The organism is Neorhizobium sp. 2083 (assembly GCF_031455615.1).
Taxonomy (GTDB): domain Bacteria; phylum Pseudomonadota; class Alphaproteobacteria; order Rhizobiales; family Rhizobiaceae; genus Neorhizobium.
In genome coordinates, this window is sequence record NZ_JAVDTC010000004.1 from 364,949 (window position 1) to 384,246 (window position 19,298).

Below are 19,298 nucleotides of genomic sequence, written 5' to 3' on the forward strand. Positions count from 1 at the left end.
TATCCATGTCCGCAGATCACCACGATCACGACCACGATCATCATCACGAGCATGGTCACGATAACCGCTACAGCGACATGCAGGCGCGGGTGAAGGCGCTCGAAACGGTGCTGGCCGAAAAGGGCCTGATCGACCCCAAGGCGATCGATGCGATCGTCGAGACCTATGAGACGAAGATCGGCCCGCGCAACGGCGCCCGCGTCGTGGCCAGGGCCTGGAGCGATCCGGGTTTTGCCGAATGGCTGCGGACCGATGCGACGGCGGCGATCGCCAGCCTTGGGTTTACAGGCCGCCAGGGCGAACATATGCGGGCGGTGTTCAATACGCCCGAGACCCACAATCTCGTCGTCTGCACGCTCTGCTCCTGTTATCCGTGGGCGGTGCTCGGCCTGCCGCCGGTCTGGTACAAGGCGCCGGCCTATCGCTCGCGCGCTGTCATCGATCCGCGCGGCGTGCTTGCCGAATTCGGCCTGACCCTGCCTGAGACGAAGAAGATCCGCGTCTGGGATTCGACGGCGGAACTGCGCTACCTGGTGGTCCCCGAACGGCCGGAAGGGACGGACGGTCTGGGCGAGGAGGCGCTCGCCGACCTCGTCAGCCGCGATGCGATGATCGGCACGGCAGTGGCCGGAGCCCAGCCATGAACGGACCTCACGATCTCGGCGGGCAGATGGGTTTCGGGCCGGTGGCGCCCGAAAAGGACGAGCCCTATTTCCATGCGGATTGGGAGAAGCGGGCGCTGGGGCTGACGCTGTCCGGCGGTGCCTTCGGCGCCTGGACGATCGACGAAAGCCGGCATGCGCGAGAAAACATCCCGCCGGCGGATTATCTCGCCGCAAGCTATTACGAGATCTGGACGCGGGCGCTGGAAGTGCTGCTCGAACGCCACGGCTTTGCCACGAGGGCGGAAATCGATGCGGGTCGCAAGCAGACGGAGCCGGTGACGCCGAAGCGTATCCTGAAGGCGGACATGGTGGCCGGCGTGCTGGCCAAAGGCGGCCCCTGCGACCGGCCGGTCGGGACCGAACCGCGGTTCCAGCCGGGCGACCGGGTGCGGACGCGCAATTTCAACCCGCAGACCCATACGCGGCTGCCGCGTTATGCCCGCGCCAAGACGGGCGTGGTCGAGGCCGTGCAGGGTTCCTATGTGTTTCCGGACGACAATGCGCATGGCAGGGGCGAGAACCCGCAATGGGTCTATACCGTCGTTTTCGAGGGGCCTGAAATCTGGGGCGAGGGCGCCGATCCGACGCTGACCGTGTCGATTGATGCCTGGGAGAGCTATCTTGAGCGCGTGTGAGATCCCCTCGGCATTGGTGCAGTCGCCGGGCATGCCGAAGTCACCGGAAGGTGATCCGGTATTTCCGGAGCCCTGGGCGGCGGAAGCCTTTGCGATGACCGTGCATCTGCACGAGCGTGGCCTGTTCACCTGGAGCGAATGGGCCGCAGCCCTTTCGGGCGAGGTCCACAAGCCGGGCCGGGCCGAGGACGGCAGCGACTATTTCGACTGCTGGGTGGCGGCGCTGTCCGGGCTGCTGGTGATGAAGGGCGTCGCGGATGGCGAGGTGATCCTGGCGCTGCAGCAGAGCTGGCAGAGGGCCGCCGAGGCAACGCCGCACGGCCGGCCGATCGAATTGGGCAACGATCCGCTGCGGTAGATGCTTTTGAGATAGATAGGCGGTTGGGATTGCCCCTCATCCGGCTGCCGCCACCTTCTCCCCGCTTGCGGGGAGAAGGGAACGAGCTGCGGGCGCTCGTGCTCTCTCTTCCGTTAGGGCGACAGAGGTCGAATGCGCCATTTTCCGACGCTTACGGGGACAAAGACGGTGCCTCTTGCGTCCTTCTCCCTGCAGGCGGGGAGAAGGTGGCGGCAGCCGGATGAGGGGCTGCCGCAGAGGCAGAACAGATCAAGACGGAAGCGCCGCTGACGGCGCCGCCCATCACGACGGAAACTGGCGGTAACATTCCTCGGCGATCCGGCGCAGCATGTCGCGGGAGATTTCGCCGGTGACCGCATAACCGAGCTCGCCATCGATCCAGTAGAAGGTTTCGACCGAGTTGGCGGAGGCGAAGCGGAAACTGGTGGTGCGGTTTTCCTTGTTGCGGCCGACGAGCACCGTCAGTCGCTGGCCGCCCTGGTCCTCGTACATGAACAGCGCACCCGGCTTGCCACCGACCGGCAGGAGGCGGCCGCCGACCAGCTTGAAGCCTTGTCCCTGCAGGTTGGGGACCTTGAGATTGGCGATCGACAGGCGTTTGCCGAGCCAGGTGGCGAGGTGCGTTTCCTCGTTGGCGAACACTTCCACCGGATGGCGCACTTCGCTCGCATAAACGAGGAAGGCAGTACGGGCTTCGCGCGGCAGGATTTCGGCATAGGTCAGCCGGATATCCGCAGGTTCGAACAGAAGCGGGCCATAATGGCCGCCGAGCGCGCCGGCTGCGAAGATCAGCACCGCGGCGGCAGCGAGCGCCAAGCGGCGCGACGGCCGGGTGCCGGCGCGCGCCAGACCGCCCGACAGGAGGCGGATATCGGAGAGTTTCGACCTCTCATGGCCGGCGAAGGCGGCGCGCAGTTCTTCGTTCTGATCCTGCCAGTCGGACACCATCTGCGCCGCTTCCGGGTTTTCGGCCAGAAAACTCTGCACGCGGGCACGGTCGGCCTCGTCGAGGAAGCCGTCGGCATAGGCGTGCAGTTCCGCCTCGGATACGGATCTGGCTTCGGTCATCGTGGTCTCCGCAATGGTATGACGTTTTCCTCCCGCATTTTTTCCCGCAATGCCTGGCGCGCCCGCGACAGGCGCGACATGACCGTGCCGACCGGAATGTCCAGCATGTCGGCCACTTCCTGATAGGCATAACCCTCGACGACCACCAGTATCAGCACTGCGCGCGCCTCCTTCGGTAGCGTTTCCAGCGCCTGCACGAGGCGATTCTTTTCGAGCGGGTCGTCGGCGCTCGTACCGGCGGCCACGGTCTCGGCCTCCTCGATGCCGACGGAGGGACGCCGCGCAATCGACCGGCGTGCGTTGAGGTGAAGATTGGTCATGATCCTGTAGGCCCAGGACTTGAAATTCGAGCCACGCCATTGGGCACGGCTCAGCAGCGCCTTCTCGACGCAATCCTGCAGCAGGTCCTCGCTCTCCGTGTCCGAACGCGTCAGGCTGCGCGAATAGCGCCTGAGGGTCGGCAGGAGCGCGAGGATCTGCGCCTCGAAGGAAATCGGCGCGGGAGCCTGTGCCTCACGCGCCGTTCCGGAAGGGGATTGATCAGGGTTTTGCGACATCCCACACGCCGTTCACGCCGTCACCGGTGGTGTCGCCTTCCTTGGTGTCCTTGACCCAGTAATAGAGCGGCATGCCATCCTTCGCCCACTGCTTGACCCCGTCCTTGCGGGTCACGATCGAGTATGCACCATCGGCCTTCGCATCGGAAGCGGCCATGACCGGCGGCCAGTTGGTGGCGCACTTGTCGTAGCAGTTGGAGGTGCCGGGCTTGTCGTTCTTGAAGGTGTAGAGCGTCATGCCCTTTTCACCGGCAAGGACGTCACCCTTGGTGGAGGTCTTGACGGTCTTGAACGGGCCGGCGGCAAACGCGACCGAAGTCAGCGCTGCGAGCGCGAAAGGCACGAGAATGAAGGTCTTCATGGATCGTCTCCCTGGTTGAATGGCAGCCTCACATCGGCCGCATAGGTCAAGACACCGGCAGGGGCGGATTTATTCCGTCCTTTGAAAGAAAAATTTGCGAGATCCGGCGCTTATCTCTTCAACTGTCAGAAAAGCGGGATATCCGGCTTGGTCAGCATTAGCCAGAAAATCGCAATGACGGCGAGAAAGGCCGGGAAACCGCAGGCGAACCAGATCCGGTAGAGCCGATACCATTCGGGCGGCAGCGGCGTCGAGTTCTTGCAGGCAATGCGGGCGATATCGCGCAGCCGGATCTGGATAAAGACCACCGGCAGCCAGAACAGTCCCGTCACCACGTAGAGAATGAGCGACAGGGCGATCCAGCCATCGGTCAGCGACCAGCCGATGCTTCGCGCCAAAAGATAGCCAGTGATCGGCTGCAGGACGACGGCGGTGGCGGTGAAGACGGTATCGGCAAGCACGACGGTGCCGGCGGTATGGGCGATCAGTTTCGGATCTTCCGTCCGCCGGGCAATGACCATGAAAAAGGCGATGCCGGCGCCGGTTCCGAGCAGCACCGTGGCGCCGATGACATGGATGAGCCGCAGCAGGCTTTCGGCATCCATCAGCGTTCGTCCAGAATGGCGAGGGCAACAAGAGTGAGGGCGATCGACGGCAGGACCTTGACGAGGACGCCGAGCGGATCGAGCCAGAGCTGCGGTTCGAGGATCGTGCCGCCGGCAAGGTAGGCGAGACTGGTGAGGATCATCCCGAGCATTGCCTTGCGGGCATGGGGGCGGACGAGGACGGCGGACCCGAGCAGGATATCGAAGATGCATGTCGCGACCGTTGTCGAGAGCGCGAGCGTGGCCGGCATGGCGGGTGGGAAATGGGCCGCTGCGGCGCTCACGTCAAGGAGCGGGATCAGGCCGGACAGCAGCCAGAACAGCGACAGGGTCAGAATGATTGCCGGCTTGAGGAGATAGAGCCGCGCGAACCATAGATCCTGGACGCCGCTTGAATGAGCGGCGAGCGTTTGCGTTGCATCTGCAAATGCGAGGCCGCCTGGTCTCGGACGGCTGCTCCTGACGCCTTCCGACATCACCGTCATCGCCGTCGAGCGAAGGGGCGAGCGCCAGCCGAGCCTTCCGGCAAGATCGGCAGCCCAGGCGACCGGTCTTGCGAGCGGCGCAGGCAATTCGACGACGCGGACCGCGGGCAGGCCGAGCCAGCTGCGATGCTGTTGCACGAGGTCTGACAGCGTCAGGGTCTGTTCCGCGGCAAGATCGAGATCGCTGCCGGCCGGGATGGTGCCGTCGATAGCGAGGGAAACGGCGGCGGCGACATCGTCGAGCGAGACGGTTTCGACCGGGCTTTCCGCGTGGATGAGCGGCAGCAGGCCGGGAAAGCTGGCGAGCGACCGCAGAAGTGCCGTGCCTCCATGGGCATTTCGGCCGATCACGAGCGCTGGTCGCAGGATCACGAAAGGCAGGCCGCTTGCGGCAAGCGCCTCGTCGGCGCGGCGTTTGGTGGCGAGGAAGGGCAGGTTGGCTGCCGCACCATCGGTGCGCGCGGAGATTTGCACGATGCGCCTGCCGCCCGCGGCCTCTGCTGCTTCGTAAAGCGACAGCATGGCCTTTTCCTGTGTGGCCGCAAGATCGTCTGAAAGACCGTCCTGGAGGGCGCCGGCGCAGTTGACGATGACATCCTGATTATCGATCAGCGGAAGCCACGCGGCGGCGGATAGTTGCGCGAGATCGGCTTCTAACCACATGGCCGAGGGCCATTTCGAACGAGCCTTGCCGGGATCTCGCCCGAGGCCGGTGATCTGATGGCCCTCGGCGGCGAGCCTTTGGAGGATCGCCGAGCCGATAAAGCCGGTTGCGCCGAGAATCAGGATTTTCATGCCTCGATCATAGGGGGCGATGATGAAGACTGAACAGCGGCAATTCTGGCCGAGCGGCTGTCCGCCGGCAAACCGCAGCGACGACCTGTCCCATCCTTTGATTCCTCTTTCGTTCTTTTTCGGTTGCGCTTGCCGGCAGAATCCTGCCAAGTCCCGCCATGCAATTTGCACCGCAACAGGACGAGGCCCTCAAGGCCGTTTCACAATGGCTGAAAGAGGGGCGCAGCCAGGTCTTTCGGCTGTTCGGTTATGCGGGCACCGGCAAGACCACGCTTGCCAAACATTTCGCCGAGAATGTCGATGGCGAGGTGCTGTTTGCGGCCTTCACCGGCAAGGCCGCGCAGGTTCTGCGCTCGCGCGGCGCGCGCAATGCCAAGACGATCCATTCGCTGATCTATCGGCCGCGCGGCGAGGAGGCGGTCGAGGACGATGCGGGCAAGACCTCGATCGCGCCGATGTTCTCGATCAATCGCCAGAGCCCGGTCGCCAAGGCGGCGCTTATTATCATCGACGAATGCTCGATGGTGGACGAGGCGCTCGGCAAGGACCTGATGAGTTTCGGCACGCCGATCCTGGTGCTCGGCGATCCCGGCCAGCTGCCGCCGGTTTCCGGCGGCGGGTTCTTCACCGAACAGGAGCCGGATTACCTGCTGACGGACATCCACCGCCAGGCCCGCGACAACCCGATCATCCAGCTCGCGATGAACGTGCGCGAAGGCAAGGAGATCATGTATGGCGACTACGGCACCGCCAAGGTGATTTCCCGCAACGAGGTGACGCAGCCGCTGGTGATGGAGGCGGACCAGGTCCTGGTCGGCACCAACAAGACCCGCAAGCGCTACAATCAGCGGCTCCGGGAACTCAAGGGGTTCACGGCCGACTATCCGCAATCCGGCGACAAGCTGGTCTGCCTCAGGAACGATCCGGCCAAGGGCCTGCTCAACGGTTCGCTCTGGCAGGTGATGAGTTCGTCGCGCGAGACGGTGAAGCCCGGCATCAACCTGATGATCCGGCCGGAAGACGACGACATGGATCGCGGTGCCGCCAAGATCAAGCTTCTGAAGCAGGCGTTCGAGGAGCAGGAAGGCGAAATCCCCTGGTCGACCCGCAAGCGTTACGACGAGTTCGACTACGGCTATGCGCTGACCGTGCACAAGGCTCAAGGGTCGCAGTGGAACAATGTGGTGCTGTTCGATGAAAGCTGGGCGTTTCGCGACAGCCGGGAGCGCTGGCTTTATACCGCGATCACCCGCGCTGCCGAGACGCTGACCATCGTTCGATAAAAGATCGGCGTTCGCTGAATCGGCTCCGGTCAGTTCGGCACGAAGCCGAGCAGCATTGCCTTGGCGACCGCCTGAAAGCGGTTGGTGGCCTGGAATTTCCGGATGATGTCATCCTCCATTCGGCGCAGGTCTTCGAATTCGAGATTGAGCGCGCGGGCAAGCCGTGGCGCCGAATAACCTTCGGCCATCAGCCCCAGACACTGCTTTTCGATATCGCTCAGCACCAGCGACATCGGTTTCGGGCTGACGAGCGCCTGGTCCTCTTCCTCGGCGACCAGCAGGCTTTCGATCTGCTGCATCTGCCGCCGGATGTGGGAAATGTCGGCGGTAAGCTCGCGCTTGCGCCGCGCCAGCATGTTGTGGAACATCTCGTTGGCTTCCGCCTCCGACGTCGCGTCGGCAAGCTCTTCCATGAGTTCCTGGATGACCGCGACCGGAATGCCGATTTCGCGGCAGGCATTGATGACCGCCATGCGGTGGATCTGAACCCTGTCATAGACCCGCATGCTGCCGGAACGGCGGGCGGTGATCAGGCCCTTTTCCTCGTAGAAATGCAGGGTGCGGTGGGTAACGCCGAAAAGATCCGCCATCTCGGCGATCGCCACGGGCTGGCTCGGGAGTTCAAAAGGGAGGGAAACCTGGGGGAGATAGACGAAATACCGGGCCGCCCCTGCCGGGGAGGCACTTTCGGTCATGACCTGCATGATATCACTCCGCATCGAGTCCCTTTGCGCCTGTGTTTGGCGTTATGGTCAAATATGCATCTAAGGGTTGCGACTTGCGCGTCGAACCTCCGGATGGAACCTCGGTACTGAAAATGCGGACCCGATTGAATTGGATGACAGAATTCGCCGTTCAAACCGTATTCCGCCGCCTTTTGGCCTGCCCAGCGAACTCTGTTGAATATAGATTAGCTAAAACTTTAGGAAATGGTAGCCCCGGTTGCCTCGTGAATTCTCGTCCATCAAAACTCTTTATAGGTGCATTTTCCTAAACCCGGTGGCATTGCGAAAGCGCATGGCCTAAAAGCGGGACACCTTCTCAAAGACCGGATATCGCCATGCCGACCAAGCTTTCCGTGAACATCAATGCCATCGCCATGCTGCGCAACCGCCGCGATCTTCCGTGGCCGAGCGTCGAGGGGCTGGGGCGCATCGCGCTTCAGGCGGGCGCGGCGGGTCTGACCGTGCATCCGCGCCCCGACCAGCGGCATATCCGCTTCTCCGACCTGCCGGTGATCCGGGCGTTGATCGACGACGAGTTTCCGGATGCCGAGTTCAACATCGAGGGCTATCCGAGCGAGGAATTTCTGGCGCTCTGCGAGGCGGCCCAGCCGGAGCAGGTGACGCTGGTGCCGGACGATCCGACCCAGGCGACCTCGGACCACGGTTTCGATTTCCGCGCCACGGGCGAGATGCTGAAACCGATCGTGGCACGGCTCAAGAAGGGCGGCATGCGGGTGTCGCTGTTTGCCGATGGCGACGGCGATGTCGAGGCGGTGAAGCTGGCGAGGGCTACGGGCGCGGATCGCATCGAGCTCTATACCGGTCCCTATGGCGGCTGTTTCGACGATCCGGAGCGCGGCGCCGAGATCCTGGACAGGCTGGGGCGGACGGCGGATGCGGCGCTTGCCGAAGGGCTTGACGTCAATGCCGGCCACGACCTGACGGTCGCCAACCTGCCGGCGCTGGTGAAGCGTATCCCGAGGCTTGCCGAAGTTTCGATCGGGCATGGCCTGACGGCAGATGCGCTCGAATACGGCATGGCGGAAACCGTGCGCCGCTTCCGCCGCGCCTGCGGCCAGACGGTTTAGCCCGAGGAAAGCTTTGCTTCGCAGAGCGCCAGTTCCCAGGTCTGGCCGACGCATTCCGGCCCGAACAGGTTGTGCTTTTCCTCCGAGACCAGCTTGAAACCGGCCGTCTCATAGATGCGGATCGCGGCGCTCAGGCAATCATTGGTCCAAAGCGACAGCTTCCTGTAGCCGGCTAATGTCGAGAACTTGATGCATTGTTCGACGAGCGTGCGACCGAGACCCAGGCCGCGGGCGGCCGGATCGAGGTAGAGCAGCCGCAGCTTGGCGGTGCCGCCGCCGCCATCCGCCACGGCCACCGAGCCGACCCGCTTTCCGTCGCGTTCGGCGATCCAGCAGCGTTCGCGTTCGGGGTTGAAGTTGGCGATGAACTTGCCGGCGACGTCGGCGACCATGCCTTCGAATTTGTCGTTCCAGCCGTATTCGCGCGTATAGGCGACCGCCTGGGCTTCGATCAGCCAGCCCATGTCGCCGATCCTGTGCGGACGGATGACGACCGGCGGAGAAGGCACGGCCGATTGCGGATCGAGAATGGTGCGGATCGCCTGCATGGACCCGATCAGCCTTTCGCGGCCAAGCATATCCACTTCCCTGAGGTCGCTGGCGATCTGCCGGCGGGAGCGTTCGCCGAGCGTTTCGTATTCCGCCTGTCCCCTGTCGGTGACGATCAGGATCTGGCTGCGTTTGTCCTCGGGATCCGGCTGGCTGTCGATGAAGCCCGCCTCGCGGAATTTTTTGAGGATCCGGCTGAGATAGGCGGGATCGAGACCGAGGTCGCGATTGAGTTCGGTCGCCGAAACCCGTTTGCGGGCGCCCATCTCATAAAGGATGCGCGCCTCGGTCAGCGTGTAGTCGGTATCGAGATAACCCCTGGCGAGAATGCCGAGCTTGTTGGTGTAGAAACGGTTGAAGGCGCGGACGGCGTCCAAAACGGCAATATCGGTCATCGGTAGAATCTCCTTTAAGGAGACTCTGTCAGATATTTATTGGACTGAGTCAAATAAATTTACGCGGCCGTCTGTTTTGCCTTCAATTGGCCGAGCGCGAAATCGACTGCCGCCATGGCGTGAATGGCAGTGGAATCGATGCCGGGCAGGGGCAGGCCGGCCGGATCGAGCAGAAGGCAGATTTCCGTGCAGCCGAGAATGATGCTGTCGGCGCCCGCAGCCTTGGCCTTTTCGATCATGGCAACGGCACGGATGCGGGAGGTGTCGTTTACCGCGCCGGCGCAGAGTTCGTTGAAGATGATGTCATGGATATCGGTGCGGTCGTCCGCATCCGGCACCATGACGTCGATGCCGAGCGTCTTCATGTAATCGGTGTAGAAGCCCTGCTCCATGGTGTAGCGCGTGGCCAGCAGGAGCGGGCGCTTCAGGCCTTGCGATTTCAAGGCCCCGGCCGTTTCGTCGATGATGTGGATAAGCGGAATGTCGGTCGCAGCCTGCACCGGCGGGGCGACGAGATGCATGGTGTTGGTGCAGATCAGCACGCATTCCGCGCCCGCTGCCTTCAGCCGGCGAGCGCTGTCTGCCAGATGCTCGGCCGCCAGATCCCAGCGGCCGGCTTTCTGCATGTCGACGATTTCGGCGAAATTGACCGAATGGAGCAGGAGATCGGCCGAGGCGAAACCGCCGAGGCGGTCGCGGACCATCTCGTTGATCAGCCGATAGTACACCGCGGTGCTTTCGAAACTCATTCCGCCGATCAGGCCGATTTTGCGCATTTTTTCTCTCGATGAGATGGAGTTGAGCAACTCCATCTCAATATCGCGAAATTTTACGGCCCGCAATCGGCAGGGGTTCAAGCTGTGAGCGCGGCCTTCTGCGTCTCGAAATAGGCAGCCAAGGTTTGCGGCTTGTGGCCGGTCAGCGTCTCGTAGTCGCTCGTCAACTGCTCGAAATTGCCGGCGCGGATATTCGCATCCGCGGAGACCAGCATATTGACGACGAAGGGGGGCAGGCCGGCGCCGGTCAGGCCGTGGGTCAGCTGTTCGTCAGTGACGTCAACGACTTCAAGCGGCTTGCCGGCAGCGGCGGATGCGCGGGCGGCGATTTCCGTAGCCGTCAGGGATTCCGGGCCGGTGAGGGTGAGGGTGATGCTGCCGGCCGGCGGATTGGCAAGGGCGGCGGCAGCGGCACGGGCGCAGTCGTCGCGGCTGAGCGTGGTGATCTTGCCGGTACCCGCGGACGTGTACCATTTGCCGACCTGCAGGTTGTGCGGCATGCCCATCAGATAGTTGTCGTGATACCAGGAATTGCGCAGGATCGTGTAGGGAACGCCGCTCGCCTTGATGGCCTCTTCGGTACCAAGATGGTCAGGCGCGAAGGTGACGAGCGACTTGTCCGGGTTCGGCATGGACGTATAGATGACGTGCTTGACGCCGGCCTTTGCAGCGGCGGAAACGGCGTTCCTGTGCTGGCTGAGGCGCTTGCCGGGCGTTGCCAGTTCGTCGGTGGAAATGATCAGCACGCGATCGACACCGGCGAATGCCTTCACGAGCCCGGCTTCGTCGTCGAAATCGGCCACGCGGGTTTCGAAACCGCCGGCCGCGAGGTCGGCGAGCTTGTTCGGATCACGGCTGGCAGCGATGATGTCGGCGGACGCGACCTTGGATGTCTCCACCAGGTGACGCAGGACTGCGCGGCCCAGATGGCCGGCGGCGCCGGTGACGAGAAGTTTGGTCATGAGGTCTTCTTTCCTAGCAATGGCCGGCGTGCCGGCAGGGCAATGATCTTTGGTCTCAAAAAGAGACTAGCACTAGAATAAGAATTGACTTCGATCTGTAAAGGAGGCAGTTTCGAGGGAGATCGTTACGTCGAGGGAACCACCATCATGATCCGCAATGCAAATCGCAAGCCGGTGATCGACGCCAAGGAATGCGATATTTCCGGGTGGGACATGGAGAATTGCCCGGTCCGGGATGTTCTTGACCGGATCGCGGGCAAATGGTCGACGCTGCTTCTCGAGGCCTTGTCGCGTCAGCCCTTCCGCTTCGGGGAGCTTCGCCGGCTGGTGCCGGATATTTCCCAGCGGATGCTGACCCAGACGCTGCGCGACCTGCAGCGCGACGGGTATATCGACCGGAAAGTGTTTCCGACCAAGCCGCCGAGCGTCGAATACCGGATGACCGAACTCGGTCACTCGCTGTTCGAGCCGCTTTCGAAAGTGCTCCAATGGGCGGAGGCCAATCATCCTTCGGTCAAGGCCGCGCGGGTGAAATACGACGAGAGCGAACTTGCCTGAACGTGAATCCCCGGGAGACGGTGTGGGGGAGATCCTGTCAGGCGTATTGATCGCCGGAAGCTCGCATGTCGGCAAGACTACGCTAGCGAAGCGTCTGTCGGAAGCGCTCGGTTGTACCATGATTTCGACCGACGGCCTTGCGCGGCATCCGGGCCGCCCGTGGCCGGAGGTTCGGCTACCGGTCGCCGAATATTATGAGTGCCTTTCGCCGGAAACGATCTACTGGTTTCTGAGAGTGCATCACGAAAACATGTGGCCGGGCCTCAAGCGGGCGATCGAAGACGGGATCGCAGCTGGAAGGCGGTTCGTGCTGGAGGGGTCGGCGCTGCGGCCGGAATTCGTCGCGCCTCTCATTTCAGGACGTGTTGTCGGGCTCTGCCTCCACGCCGATTCGGATGTTCTGCGAGAGAGAATGCGGGCCGAGGCGGGATATCAGGAAGCCGGGGAGGCCGGACGCAGCCTAATCGACAAGTTTATCGAGCGTTCGCTGCGCGACAATTCGGAGATGTACAAGGCGGCGCAGGAAAATGGCATGCGAATTATCGATGCCGCGGAGCCGCGTGCCCTTGCCGATATCGTTGATGAGCTGGTGCGGCGGGCTTCGTCTCAGACTTCGGCCAAGTCAGGCGCAGAAGACCGGTAATCCGCGTGGGGTTGGGGCGGCCCGAGAGCCGCCCTTCCGTTCTTTAGATCAGGCTGCCAGCGAAGCGATGTCGATGACGAAGCGGTAGCGGACGTCGCTCTTGATGACGCGTTCGTAGGCTTCGTTGATATCCTGGATGTTGATCTTCTCGATTTCGGACGTGATGCCATGCTCGCCGCAGAAATCCAGCATTTCCTGGGTTTCCTTGATCGAGCCGATCATCGAGCCGGACAGGCTCTTGCGGCCGCCGATGACCGAGAAGGCATGGACCGGCACCGCATGTTCCGGAACGCCGACCAGGACCATCGAGCCGTCGAACTTCAGGAGGCCGAGATAGGCGTTCCAGTCGATCGTCGTGCCGACCGTGCAGATGATCAGGTCGAACGTGCCGGCGAGCTTGGTGAAGGTCTCGGCGTCGCTCGTCGCATAATAGTCCTTGGCGCCGAGCTTCAGGCCGTCTTCCTTCTTCGACAGCGTCTGGCTGAGCACGGTGATATCGGCGCCCATGGCCGCGCCGAGCTTGACGCCCATATGGCCGAGGCCGCCCATGCCGACGATCGCGACCTTCATGCCCGGGCCGGCCTTCCAGTGGCGCAGCGGCGAATAGAGCGTGATGCCGGCGCAGAGCAGCGGCGCACCGGCGTCGAGCGGAATATTGTCCGGGAAGGAGAGGACATAACCTTCCTTGACGACGATCTGATCCGAATAACCGCCATAGGTCGGCGTCGTGCCGTCGGCTTCAACGTCGTTATAGGTCTGGACGAGGCCCGGCAGGAAATGTTCGTAGTCGAGATCGCGGGTGGCGCAGCCGACGCAGGAATTGACGTAGCAGCCGACGCCGACGCGGTCGCCGACTTTGAACTTGGTGACGCTGGAGCCGACGGCCGAGACGATGCCGGCCACTTCATGGCCCGGCACCATCGGAAAGCGCGAATTGCCCCATTCGTTGCGGGCCTGGTGGATGTCCGAGTGGCAGACGCCGCAATACTGCACGGCGATGACGACGTCGTCGTCGTTCGGTTCGCGTCGCTCGAAGGTGAAGGGCGTCAACGGTTTCGACGCGTCGGTTGCGGCATAGCCTTTTGCAATAGCCATGAAAGCTCCGTTCATCTGTTGGGTTGGGAGAGGGATTGGACGGGCGGACTATGCCTGCGGACCTCGCAACAGCGTTAGAGCGATCCTCCTAGCTTTTTGCACGATCCTGCAAAAGTGATGGCCAGCCTGTTGGCTCGGAGGCTAAATTCGGCTTAGGGAAAATACTCACTCGCCGATCCCGGAGGCAACATGACACTGCCCTTCAATCCCTACTACGAGGCTGCCTCGATTGCCGCACGGCATGTTCAGAAGGACGGGGAGGTGTTCACGCCCATCGGAAACCTGGTGCTCGGTCGGCGGTCGATCCCGACCGCCCCGCTCTATATGGATTACCGGCCCTGCATCTGCCTGGTTCTGCAAGGCACCAAGAGCGTCAAGCTTGGGGACGAGACGATCGCCTACGGCGTCGGCGATTGTCTTCTCACCTCGATCGAATTGCCGGTGACATCGCGCGTCACGGCCGCAAGCCCGGACATGCCGCATCTGTGTTTCGCGCTCGCCATCGATCCGGACAGGCTTTCGGCGCTCCTGGAGCGGGTCGAGGTTCCGCGGCCAGGTTCCGACACCGACGCGATGCGCGGCATCGTCTCGAATGTCGCAGCGCCCGAACTGCTCGACGCGGCGACGCGTCTACTTCGCCTCCTCGACCGGCCGTCGGATATTGCGGCGATGGCGCCGCTCATCGAGGAGGAAATCCTCTATCGGGTCCTGTGCGGCCCGGACGGCGCGCGGCTTCTGCATATCGCGACATCCGAAAGCCGCAGCAACCGCATCGCCCGCGCCGTCGCCTGGCTGCGCGCCAATTTCCACCGCACATTGCGGATCGAGGACCTGGCCGACCATGTCGGAATGAGTCCGTCCTCGCTGCACCATCATTTCAAGTCGGTGACGGCGATGACGCCCGTGCAGTTCCAGAAGAAGCTGCGGCTGCACGAGGCGCGGCGGCTGATGCTGCTGGAGGGACTGGATGTCGGCAGCGCCGGCCACCGGGTCGGCTACCAGAGCCCGTCGCAGTTCAGCCGCGAATACAGCCGGCTCTACGGCGTGTCACCGCTGCGTGACGTGGATGCGATCCTCGCTGCTGCGGAATGACGAGGGCTCGAGATCTGACGATCAGCCGGGGAATTTCAGCGCCTTGTCGTTGCGGCACTGGGCAAGCTTGAGCTGCTTGAACGAATAGATCCTGGTGATCTGCCCGTCGTCGTCCGTATCGACCTTCATGCAGGCGCAGGCGTAACCGTAGTTGCCGTTGGTGCGGACATAGTCGCGCTCGGAAATGTCCGGGATGAGGTCCATGCCCTCCGGTTCCTCGTCGCTTCCCTGGGTGCGGATCGTCCATGTATCCTCGGCGTCGTCCAGCCACCAGTTGCCGGGCGTCGGATTCTGGATCCAGCCGCAGCGGTTTTCGGCGGCTTGGGCCACCGCGGGAAGGGTGAGAAAAGCCAATGCTGCAAATGCGCGGCATATCCGGTTCATGAAGGGGTCCCCCTGATCGTTCGGGCGATTGCATCGCTTCCGAGAACATCTAGCCTGAAATCCTTCATGCCTGATGACCGACGTCGAAGAACGGGCTTGACGGCGGCGGCGGATCGTTTATACGAGCAGAACCGTACCGTACGGTACGCAAAAGGATTGAGAACCGTGAGAGCCGATACCACCGACATGCCCGAGTTTTCGCCGCGCCAGAACGCCGTTCTGGAACAGGCGCTTCGGCTGCTCGTGGAAGGCGGCGAGAAGGCGCTGACGACCTCCGGTCTCGCCCGTGCCGCCAATTGCTCCAAGGAAAGCCTGTACAAGTGGTTCGGCGACCGCGAGGGCCTGCTGGCGGCGATGATCGCCCACCAGGCGGCCAAGGTGCGCACCTTCGAGCGTTCGGGCGAGCGGCTGACGGCCGATCTCCTGCGCGACCATCTCGAACTTTTTGCGCGCGACCTGCTGGAGGTTCTGGCCGGCGACGTTTCGCTGGCGCTCAATCGTCTGGCGATCGGCCAGGCGAACCGCGAGGGCTCGAAACTCGGCAAGCTCTTGCTCGAACACGGCCGCCGGCAGATCGACCGCCGCGCCATGGCGCTGATCGACCAGGGAAAAAGGGCAGGGCTTTTGCGCTTCGACAATGCGGACGCCGCCTATCACACGCTTTACGGTCTGGTCGTGTCCGACCTGCATGTGCGCATGCTGCTCGGCGAGCCCGGCCTCAAGGACAATGCGCGCCAGGCGGAGAAGGCTGTTGCGGCCTTTCTCACCCTGCACGGCACGCAAAAACAATCGGCGGACGCGCTCGGCGTCTCCGCTGGACGATGACAGTCATCAACAAACCCACGCATAGGGAAGGGAAAAACGATGCGCGTTTATTATGATCGGGATGCCGATATCAACCTCATCAAGGCGAAGAACGTTGCCATCATCGGCTACGGTAGCCAGGGTCGCGCGCATGCGCTGAACCTCAAGGATTCGGGCGCCAAGAACGTCGTGATCGCACTCAAGGCCGGTTCCGGCACCATCAAGAAGGCCGAAGCCGACGGCTTCAAGGTGATGACCGTCGCCGAAGCCGCCAAGTGGGCCGATCTGATGATGATGGCGACCCCGGACGAACTGCAGGCCGACATCTACAAGGCCGAAATCGCTCCGAACATCCGCGACGGCGCGGCGATCGCCTTCGCCCACGGCCTCAACATCCATTTCGGCCTGATCGAGCCGAAGACCTCGGTCGACGTCGTGATGATCGCGCCGAAGGGCCCGGGCCACACGGTGCGCGGCGAATACCAGAAGGGCGGCGGCGTTCCCTGCCTCGTCGCCGTTCACCAGAACGCTTCCGGCAACGCGCTTGAACTCGCGCTCTCCTACGCCTGCGGCGTCGGCGGCGGCCGTTCGGGCATCATCGAAACCAACTTCCGCGAAGAATGCGAAACCGATCTCTTCGGCGAGCAGGTCGTTCTCTGCGGCGGCCTCGTCGAGCTGATCCGCGCCGGTTTCGAAACCCTGACCGAAGCCGGTTATGCACCGGAAATGGCCTATTTCGAATGCCTGCACGAAGTGAAGCTGATCGTCGACCTGATCTATGAAGGCGGCATCGCCAACATGAACTACTCGATCTCCAACACGGCCGAGTGGGGCGAATACGTCACCGGTCCGCGCATCATCACCGACGAAACCAAGGCCGAGATGAAGCGCGTCCTGAAGGACATCCAGACCGGCAAGTTCACCTCGGACTGGATGCAGGAATACCGCGCCGGCGGCTCGCGCTTCAAGGGCATCCGCCGCATGAACGACAGCCACCAGATCGAAGAAGTCGGCGCCAAGCTGCGCGGCATGATGCCCTGGATCGGCAAGAACAAGCTGGTCGACAAGAGCGTCAACTAAGCTTTTCGGCAAAAGCCGGACGAGTGGAAGGTCAGGGCGAAAGCTCTGGCCTTCTTTCATTTGCCTTCAACTCTCCATCTGACTAGACTGCAGACTAGTCAGATGGAGAGTTGCATGCGTCAATGGCCAGTTCAGGATGCCAAGGCTCGGTTCAGCGAGATGCTCGACGCTTCTTTGGAAGAGGGGCCGCAACTGGTTTCAAAGCGGGGTGAACCGAAAGCGATACTGGTCTCGCTCGATGAATGGGAAAACCTCCAAAAAAGAGCCAAACCGGATTTGAAGGAATTGCTTCTCGGCCCGGGACCACGGTTCGATCTGGAGGCTCCAGTGCGAGGCGGCTGGAAGCGCCGGCCCGTTCCAGACTTCGACGATTGATATCCGATGTACATATTGGATACCAACGTTCTGTCCGAGTTTCGACGGCGCAAGCCGCATGGGGCAGTATTGGCCTGGCTGGCATCCGTGCCGAGTTCTTCGCTGCATTTTGCCAGCATTTCCGCCGGAGAGATTCAAGCCGGTATTGAAATGGCGCGTAAGAACGATCCACGGAAGGCTGACGAGATAGAACATTGGCTGGAGATGATCATTGCTTCGGTCAGATGTCTTGATGCCGATGCCGATGTATTCAGGGAATGGGCCCGCCTCATGCATGGCCGTCCGGATCATATGATTGAGGATTGCCTGATTGCCGCCACAGCCATCGTTCATCGGATGACTGTCGTAACCCGCAACATCAGGGATTTTGATCCTTTGGCCGTTCCGGTTCTCAATCCTTTCGAACACAAAATGTGATCGAAAAAAATCCATCGACCCGATAGGTCAGCCTTGCTGACCTATCGATCTTTGTGTAAAGGTCGGGCAAAGAAAATTGAAATAAGAGGAAACATTCCGTGCTTGATTGGGAACAAATCTTTGCGACGCGCTCGAGCCGCATGCGCGCCTCTGAAATCCGCGAACTGCTGAAGCTGCTCGACCAGCCCGACATCATCTCGTTTGCTGGCGGCATTCCGGATCCGGCGCTGTTTCCGGATGCGGCCTTCAAGGAAGCCTATTCGGATATTTTTTCAAGCGCGCAGGTCGGTTCGGCTCTGCAATATTCGGTCAGCGAAGGCTACAAGCCGCTGCGCGAATGGATCGCCCGCGACGTCGCCAAGATCGGCATCGACTGCACCCCGGACAATGTGTTCATCACCTCCGGTTCCCAGCAGGCGCTCGATTATCTCGGCAAGCTGTTCCTGTCGCCGAAGGATACGGCGCTCGTCACCTGGCCGACCTACCTCGGCGCGCTTTCGGCCTTCAATGCGTATGAGCCGAATTACGACCAGCTGTCGCTGAACGGCAACCGCACGCCGGAAGCCTATCGCGACACCGCGGCCAAGACCGGCGGCGCCGTCAAGTTCGCCTATCTGTCTGCCGACTTCTCCAATCCGACCGGCGAGACGATCGATCTGGCCGGCCGCGAAAAGCTGCTGGCGCTGGCCGACGAACTCGATATCGCGATCCTCGAGGACGCCGCCTATCAGCATCTGCGTTATGACGGTGAGGCCATTCCGCCGATCATGGCGCTCGACATCGCCCGCAAGGGCGGCATCGAAAACACGCGGACGATCTACAGCGGCAGCTTCTCGAAGACGCTGGCGCCGGGCTTGCGCGTCGGTTTCGTGGTCGCCGCCATGCCGGTGATCCGCAAGCTGGTGCTGATGAAGCAGGCGGCCGACCTGCATTCCTCGACGATCAACCAGATCGCCATCGAGCATGTCGCCTCGCGCGGTTTCGACGCCCAGGTTGCCAAGATCAAGGCTGTCTACAGCAAGCGCCGCGATGCGATGCTGGCGGCACTCGACAAGTATATGCCGAAGAACACCACCTGGACGCGCCCGGAAGGCGGCATGTTCGTGTGGGTGACCCTGCCGGAGGGCATGGACGGCGCCGAACTGCTGGCGAAATCGATCGCCACGGAAAAGGTCGCCTTCGTTCCCGGCAAGGCGTTTTATGCGGACGGCAGCAATGCCAATACGCTGCGCATGAGCTTCTCCTGCGCCGACGAGGCGATGATCGACGAAGGCATCAAGCGGCTCGGCCGCCTGATCTCCAACGCGATCCGGGCCGCGGCCTGAGCAGATCCCATGAACCGGAAAGCCTGCCGCAAAATCGCAGGCTCATCCGGTTGACAGGCCTTGCATCCTCTCGGCGTTATCCTCGGGCTTGACCCGAGGATCTGCCGCCTAAAAGGGGGGGCGGCAGGAGATGCTCGGGTCAAGCCCGAGCATAGCGGATAGGTCGTCGGCGCGGACAGGTGGTCGGCCCGCGTTCCCTTGACGCCGACCTTCGGTGT

The 19,298-nt window shown here is 62.3% G+C and carries 24 protein-coding genes; 13 read left to right on the forward strand and 11 right to left on the reverse strand.

Going from position 1 to position 19,298, the window contains the following annotated elements; genetic code table 11:
• Positions 1-5 precede the first annotated feature (5 nt).
• Genes nthA through J2X76_RS17815 form a run of 3 tightly spaced genes read left to right on the forward strand, consistent with a single transcriptional unit; the run spans position 6 to position 1,658 of the window.
• Positions 6-644 (forward strand): nitrile hydratase subunit alpha, encoded by a 639-nt coding sequence (nthA, locus tag J2X76_RS17805; protein ID WP_310218569.1) that lies wholly within the window; start codon positions 6-8, stop codon positions 642-644.
• On the forward strand, positions 641-1,300 hold the full coding sequence (gene nthB / locus J2X76_RS17810; protein WP_310218571.1) for a nitrile hydratase subunit beta: 660 nt from the start codon (positions 641-643) through the stop codon (positions 1,298-1,300). Before nthA ends, nthB begins: the two co-directional genes overlap by 4 nt.
• Positions 1,287-1,658: a nitrile hydratase accessory protein gene (locus J2X76_RS17815; protein ID WP_310218572.1), complete on the forward strand. Its 372-nt coding sequence runs from the start codon at positions 1,287-1,289 to the stop codon at positions 1,656-1,658. The genes nthB and J2X76_RS17815 overlap by 14 nt, the downstream gene beginning before the upstream one ends.
• A 282-nt stretch (positions 1,659-1,940) precedes the next feature.
• Here the strand turns inward: J2X76_RS17815 and J2X76_RS17820 are convergent, their stop codons facing one another.
• From J2X76_RS17820 to J2X76_RS17840, 5 genes are all read right to left on the reverse strand, one after another.
• Positions 1,941-2,726 (reverse strand): anti-sigma factor, encoded by a 786-nt coding sequence (locus tag J2X76_RS17820; RefSeq protein ID WP_310218574.1) that lies wholly within the window; start codon positions 2,724-2,726, stop codon positions 1,941-1,943.
• On the reverse strand, positions 2,723-3,283 hold the full coding sequence (locus tag J2X76_RS17825) for an RNA polymerase sigma factor (protein WP_310218575.1): 561 nt from the start codon (positions 3,281-3,283) through the stop codon (positions 2,723-2,725). Before J2X76_RS17825 ends, J2X76_RS17820 begins: the two co-directional genes overlap by 4 nt.
• Positions 3,267-3,644, reverse strand: a complete 378-nt coding sequence (locus J2X76_RS17830; RefSeq protein ID WP_310218576.1) for a hypothetical protein — start codon at positions 3,642-3,644, stop codon at positions 3,267-3,269. The genes J2X76_RS17825 and J2X76_RS17830 overlap by 17 nt, the downstream gene beginning before the upstream one ends.
• A gap of 125 nt (positions 3,645-3,769) precedes the next feature.
• Positions 3,770-4,249 (reverse strand): DUF2269 domain-containing protein, encoded by a 480-nt coding sequence (locus tag J2X76_RS17835; protein ID WP_310218578.1) that lies wholly within the window; start codon positions 4,247-4,249, stop codon positions 3,770-3,772.
• Positions 4,249-5,529: an SDR family oxidoreductase gene (locus J2X76_RS17840; RefSeq protein WP_310218580.1), complete on the reverse strand. Its 1,281-nt coding sequence runs from the start codon at positions 5,527-5,529 to the stop codon at positions 4,249-4,251. Before J2X76_RS17840 ends, J2X76_RS17835 begins: the two co-directional genes overlap by 1 nt.
• A 158-nt stretch (positions 5,530-5,687) precedes the next feature.
• Between J2X76_RS17840 and J2X76_RS17845 the strand changes: the two genes are divergently transcribed.
• Complete coding sequence (locus tag J2X76_RS17845; protein ID WP_113131085.1) at positions 5,688-6,812, forward strand: ATP-dependent RecD-like DNA helicase; 1,125 nt, start codon at positions 5,688-5,690, stop codon at positions 6,810-6,812.
• A 29-nt stretch (positions 6,813-6,841) separates the two neighbouring features.
• On the opposite strand, the gene J2X76_RS17850 is transcribed toward J2X76_RS17845, so the two are convergent.
• Positions 6,842-7,516: a MerR family transcriptional regulator gene (locus J2X76_RS17850; protein WP_310218583.1), complete on the reverse strand. Its 675-nt coding sequence runs from the start codon at positions 7,514-7,516 to the stop codon at positions 6,842-6,844.
• 356 nt (positions 7,517-7,872) lie between these two features.
• Here J2X76_RS17850 and J2X76_RS17855 point away from each other — a divergent pair, with 356 nt between their 5' ends.
• Positions 7,873-8,625, forward strand: a complete 753-nt coding sequence (locus J2X76_RS17855; protein ID WP_310218585.1) for a pyridoxine 5'-phosphate synthase — start codon at positions 7,873-7,875, stop codon at positions 8,623-8,625.
• Here the strand turns inward: J2X76_RS17855 and J2X76_RS17860 are convergent.
• The 3 genes from J2X76_RS17860 to J2X76_RS17870 all read right to left on the reverse strand — a co-directional run bounded on the left by J2X76_RS17860 (position 8,622) and on the right by J2X76_RS17870 (position 11,307).
• Complete coding sequence (locus J2X76_RS17860; RefSeq protein ID WP_310218587.1) at positions 8,622-9,569, reverse strand: helix-turn-helix domain-containing GNAT family N-acetyltransferase; 948 nt, start codon at positions 9,567-9,569, stop codon at positions 8,622-8,624. The genes J2X76_RS17855 and J2X76_RS17860 overlap by 4 nt on opposite strands.
• Positions 9,570-9,628: 59 nt before the next feature.
• On the reverse strand, positions 9,629-10,345 hold the full coding sequence (locus J2X76_RS17865) for an aspartate/glutamate racemase family protein (RefSeq protein WP_310218589.1): 717 nt from the start codon (positions 10,343-10,345) through the stop codon (positions 9,629-9,631).
• Between the two features lie 77 nt (positions 10,346-10,422).
• Positions 10,423-11,307: an SDR family oxidoreductase gene (locus J2X76_RS17870; protein WP_310218591.1), complete on the reverse strand. Its 885-nt coding sequence runs from the start codon at positions 11,305-11,307 to the stop codon at positions 10,423-10,425.
• Between the two features lie 147 nt (positions 11,308-11,454).
• On the opposite strand from J2X76_RS17870, the gene J2X76_RS17875 reads away from it, so the two are divergent.
• Positions 11,455-11,865 (forward strand): helix-turn-helix domain-containing protein, encoded by a 411-nt coding sequence (locus J2X76_RS17875; protein WP_113131079.1) that lies wholly within the window; start codon positions 11,455-11,457, stop codon positions 11,863-11,865.
• Between the two features lie 22 nt (positions 11,866-11,887).
• Positions 11,888-12,508, forward strand: coding sequence for an AAA family ATPase (locus J2X76_RS17880; RefSeq protein ID WP_310218890.1), 621 nt, complete (start codon positions 11,888-11,890; stop codon positions 12,506-12,508).
• Positions 12,509-12,556: 48 nt separating this feature from the next.
• On the opposite strand, the gene J2X76_RS17885 is transcribed toward J2X76_RS17880, so the two are convergent.
• Positions 12,557-13,603: an NAD(P)-dependent alcohol dehydrogenase gene (locus J2X76_RS17885; protein ID WP_310218593.1), complete on the reverse strand. Its 1,047-nt coding sequence runs from the start codon at positions 13,601-13,603 to the stop codon at positions 12,557-12,559.
• A gap of 189 nt (positions 13,604-13,792) precedes the next feature.
• On the opposite strand from J2X76_RS17885, the gene J2X76_RS17890 reads away from it, so the two are divergent.
• Positions 13,793-14,695 (forward strand): AraC family transcriptional regulator, encoded by a 903-nt coding sequence (locus J2X76_RS17890; protein ID WP_113131076.1) that lies wholly within the window; start codon positions 13,793-13,795, stop codon positions 14,693-14,695.
• Between the two features lie 21 nt (positions 14,696-14,716).
• On the opposite strand, the gene J2X76_RS17895 is transcribed toward J2X76_RS17890, so the two are convergent.
• Positions 14,717-15,079 carry a DUF4087 domain-containing protein gene (locus J2X76_RS17895; RefSeq protein WP_113131075.1) on the reverse strand — a complete coding sequence of 121 codons (363 nt, stop codon included), beginning with the start codon at positions 15,077-15,079 and terminating at the stop codon, positions 14,717-14,719.
• Positions 15,080-15,265: 186 nt separating this feature from the next.
• Here J2X76_RS17895 and J2X76_RS17900 point away from each other — a divergent pair, with 186 nt between their 5' ends.
• The 5 genes from J2X76_RS17900 (at position 15,266) to J2X76_RS17920 (ending at position 19,080) form a co-directional block, all read left to right on the forward strand.
• On the forward strand, positions 15,266-15,904 hold the full coding sequence (locus J2X76_RS17900) for a TetR/AcrR family transcriptional regulator (RefSeq protein WP_113131039.1): 639 nt from the start codon (positions 15,266-15,268) through the stop codon (positions 15,902-15,904).
• Between the two features lie 39 nt (positions 15,905-15,943).
• The gene (gene ilvC, locus J2X76_RS17905) at positions 15,944-16,963 is read left to right on the forward strand and encodes a ketol-acid reductoisomerase (RefSeq protein ID WP_310218594.1); all 1,020 of its coding nucleotides are present in this window, start codon (positions 15,944-15,946) and stop codon (positions 16,961-16,963) included.
• A gap of 114 nt (positions 16,964-17,077) precedes the next feature.
• Positions 17,078-17,338 carry a type II toxin-antitoxin system Phd/YefM family antitoxin gene (locus J2X76_RS17910; protein ID WP_113129215.1) on the forward strand — a complete coding sequence of 87 codons (261 nt, stop codon included), beginning with the start codon at positions 17,078-17,080 and terminating at the stop codon, positions 17,336-17,338.
• Positions 17,339-17,353: 15 nt separating this feature from the next.
• Entirely contained in the window at positions 17,354-17,755 is a 402-nt protein-coding gene (locus J2X76_RS17915) for a type II toxin-antitoxin system VapC family toxin (protein ID WP_405030060.1), read from the forward strand.
• Positions 17,756-17,853: 98 nt separating this feature from the next.
• On the forward strand, positions 17,854-19,080 hold the full coding sequence (locus tag J2X76_RS17920) for a PLP-dependent aminotransferase family protein (protein ID WP_113129135.1): 1,227 nt from the start codon (positions 17,854-17,856) through the stop codon (positions 19,078-19,080).
• Positions 19,081-19,298: the final 218 nt, after the last annotated feature.

What these genes read in the sequence shown, in the direction of transcription:
- nthA (WP_310218569.1), top strand. Translation starts at nt 6, where the DNA reads ATGTCCGCAGATCACCACGATCACGACCACGATCATCATCACGAGCAT.
- nthB (WP_310218571.1), top strand. Translation starts at nt 641, where the DNA reads ATGAACGGACCTCACGATCTCGGCGGGCAGATGGGTTTCGGGCCGGTG.
- J2X76_RS17820 (WP_310218574.1), bottom strand. Translation starts at nt 2,726, where the DNA reads ATGACCGAAGCCAGATCCGTATCCGAGGCGGAACTGCACGCCTATGCC.
- J2X76_RS17825 (WP_310218575.1), bottom strand. Translation starts at nt 3,283, where the DNA reads ATGTCGCAAAACCCTGATCAATCCCCTTCCGGAACGGCGCGTGAGGCA.
- J2X76_RS17830 (WP_310218576.1), bottom strand. Translation starts at nt 3,644, where the DNA reads ATGAAGACCTTCATTCTCGTGCCTTTCGCGCTCGCAGCGCTGACTTCG.
- J2X76_RS17835 (WP_310218578.1), bottom strand. Translation starts at nt 4,249, where the DNA reads ATGGATGCCGAAAGCCTGCTGCGGCTCATCCATGTCATCGGCGCCACG.
- J2X76_RS17840 (WP_310218580.1), bottom strand. Translation starts at nt 5,529, where the DNA reads ATGAAAATCCTGATTCTCGGCGCAACCGGCTTTATCGGCTCGGCGATC.
- J2X76_RS17845 (WP_113131085.1), top strand. Translation starts at nt 5,688, where the DNA reads ATGCAATTTGCACCGCAACAGGACGAGGCCCTCAAGGCCGTTTCACAA.
- J2X76_RS17850 (WP_310218583.1), bottom strand. Translation starts at nt 7,516, where the DNA reads ATGCAGGTCATGACCGAAAGTGCCTCCCCGGCAGGGGCGGCCCGGTAT.
- J2X76_RS17855 (WP_310218585.1), top strand. Translation starts at nt 7,873, where the DNA reads ATGCCGACCAAGCTTTCCGTGAACATCAATGCCATCGCCATGCTGCGC.
- J2X76_RS17860 (WP_310218587.1), bottom strand. Translation starts at nt 9,569, where the DNA reads ATGACCGATATTGCCGTTTTGGACGCCGTCCGCGCCTTCAACCGTTTC.
- J2X76_RS17865 (WP_310218589.1), bottom strand. Translation starts at nt 10,345, where the DNA reads ATGCGCAAAATCGGCCTGATCGGCGGAATGAGTTTCGAAAGCACCGCG.
- J2X76_RS17870 (WP_310218591.1), bottom strand. Translation starts at nt 11,307, where the DNA reads ATGACCAAACTTCTCGTCACCGGCGCCGCCGGCCATCTGGGCCGCGCA.
- J2X76_RS17875 (WP_113131079.1), top strand. Translation starts at nt 11,455, where the DNA reads ATGATCCGCAATGCAAATCGCAAGCCGGTGATCGACGCCAAGGAATGC.
- J2X76_RS17885 (WP_310218593.1), bottom strand. Translation starts at nt 13,603, where the DNA reads ATGGCTATTGCAAAAGGCTATGCCGCAACCGACGCGTCGAAACCGTTG.
- J2X76_RS17890 (WP_113131076.1), top strand. Translation starts at nt 13,793, where the DNA reads ATGACACTGCCCTTCAATCCCTACTACGAGGCTGCCTCGATTGCCGCA.
- J2X76_RS17895 (WP_113131075.1), bottom strand. Translation starts at nt 15,079, where the DNA reads ATGAACCGGATATGCCGCGCATTTGCAGCATTGGCTTTTCTCACCCTT.
- J2X76_RS17900 (WP_113131039.1), top strand. Translation starts at nt 15,266, where the DNA reads ATGCCCGAGTTTTCGCCGCGCCAGAACGCCGTTCTGGAACAGGCGCTT.
- ilvC (WP_310218594.1), top strand. Translation starts at nt 15,944, where the DNA reads ATGCGCGTTTATTATGATCGGGATGCCGATATCAACCTCATCAAGGCG.
- J2X76_RS17910 (WP_113129215.1), top strand. Translation starts at nt 17,078, where the DNA reads ATGCGTCAATGGCCAGTTCAGGATGCCAAGGCTCGGTTCAGCGAGATG.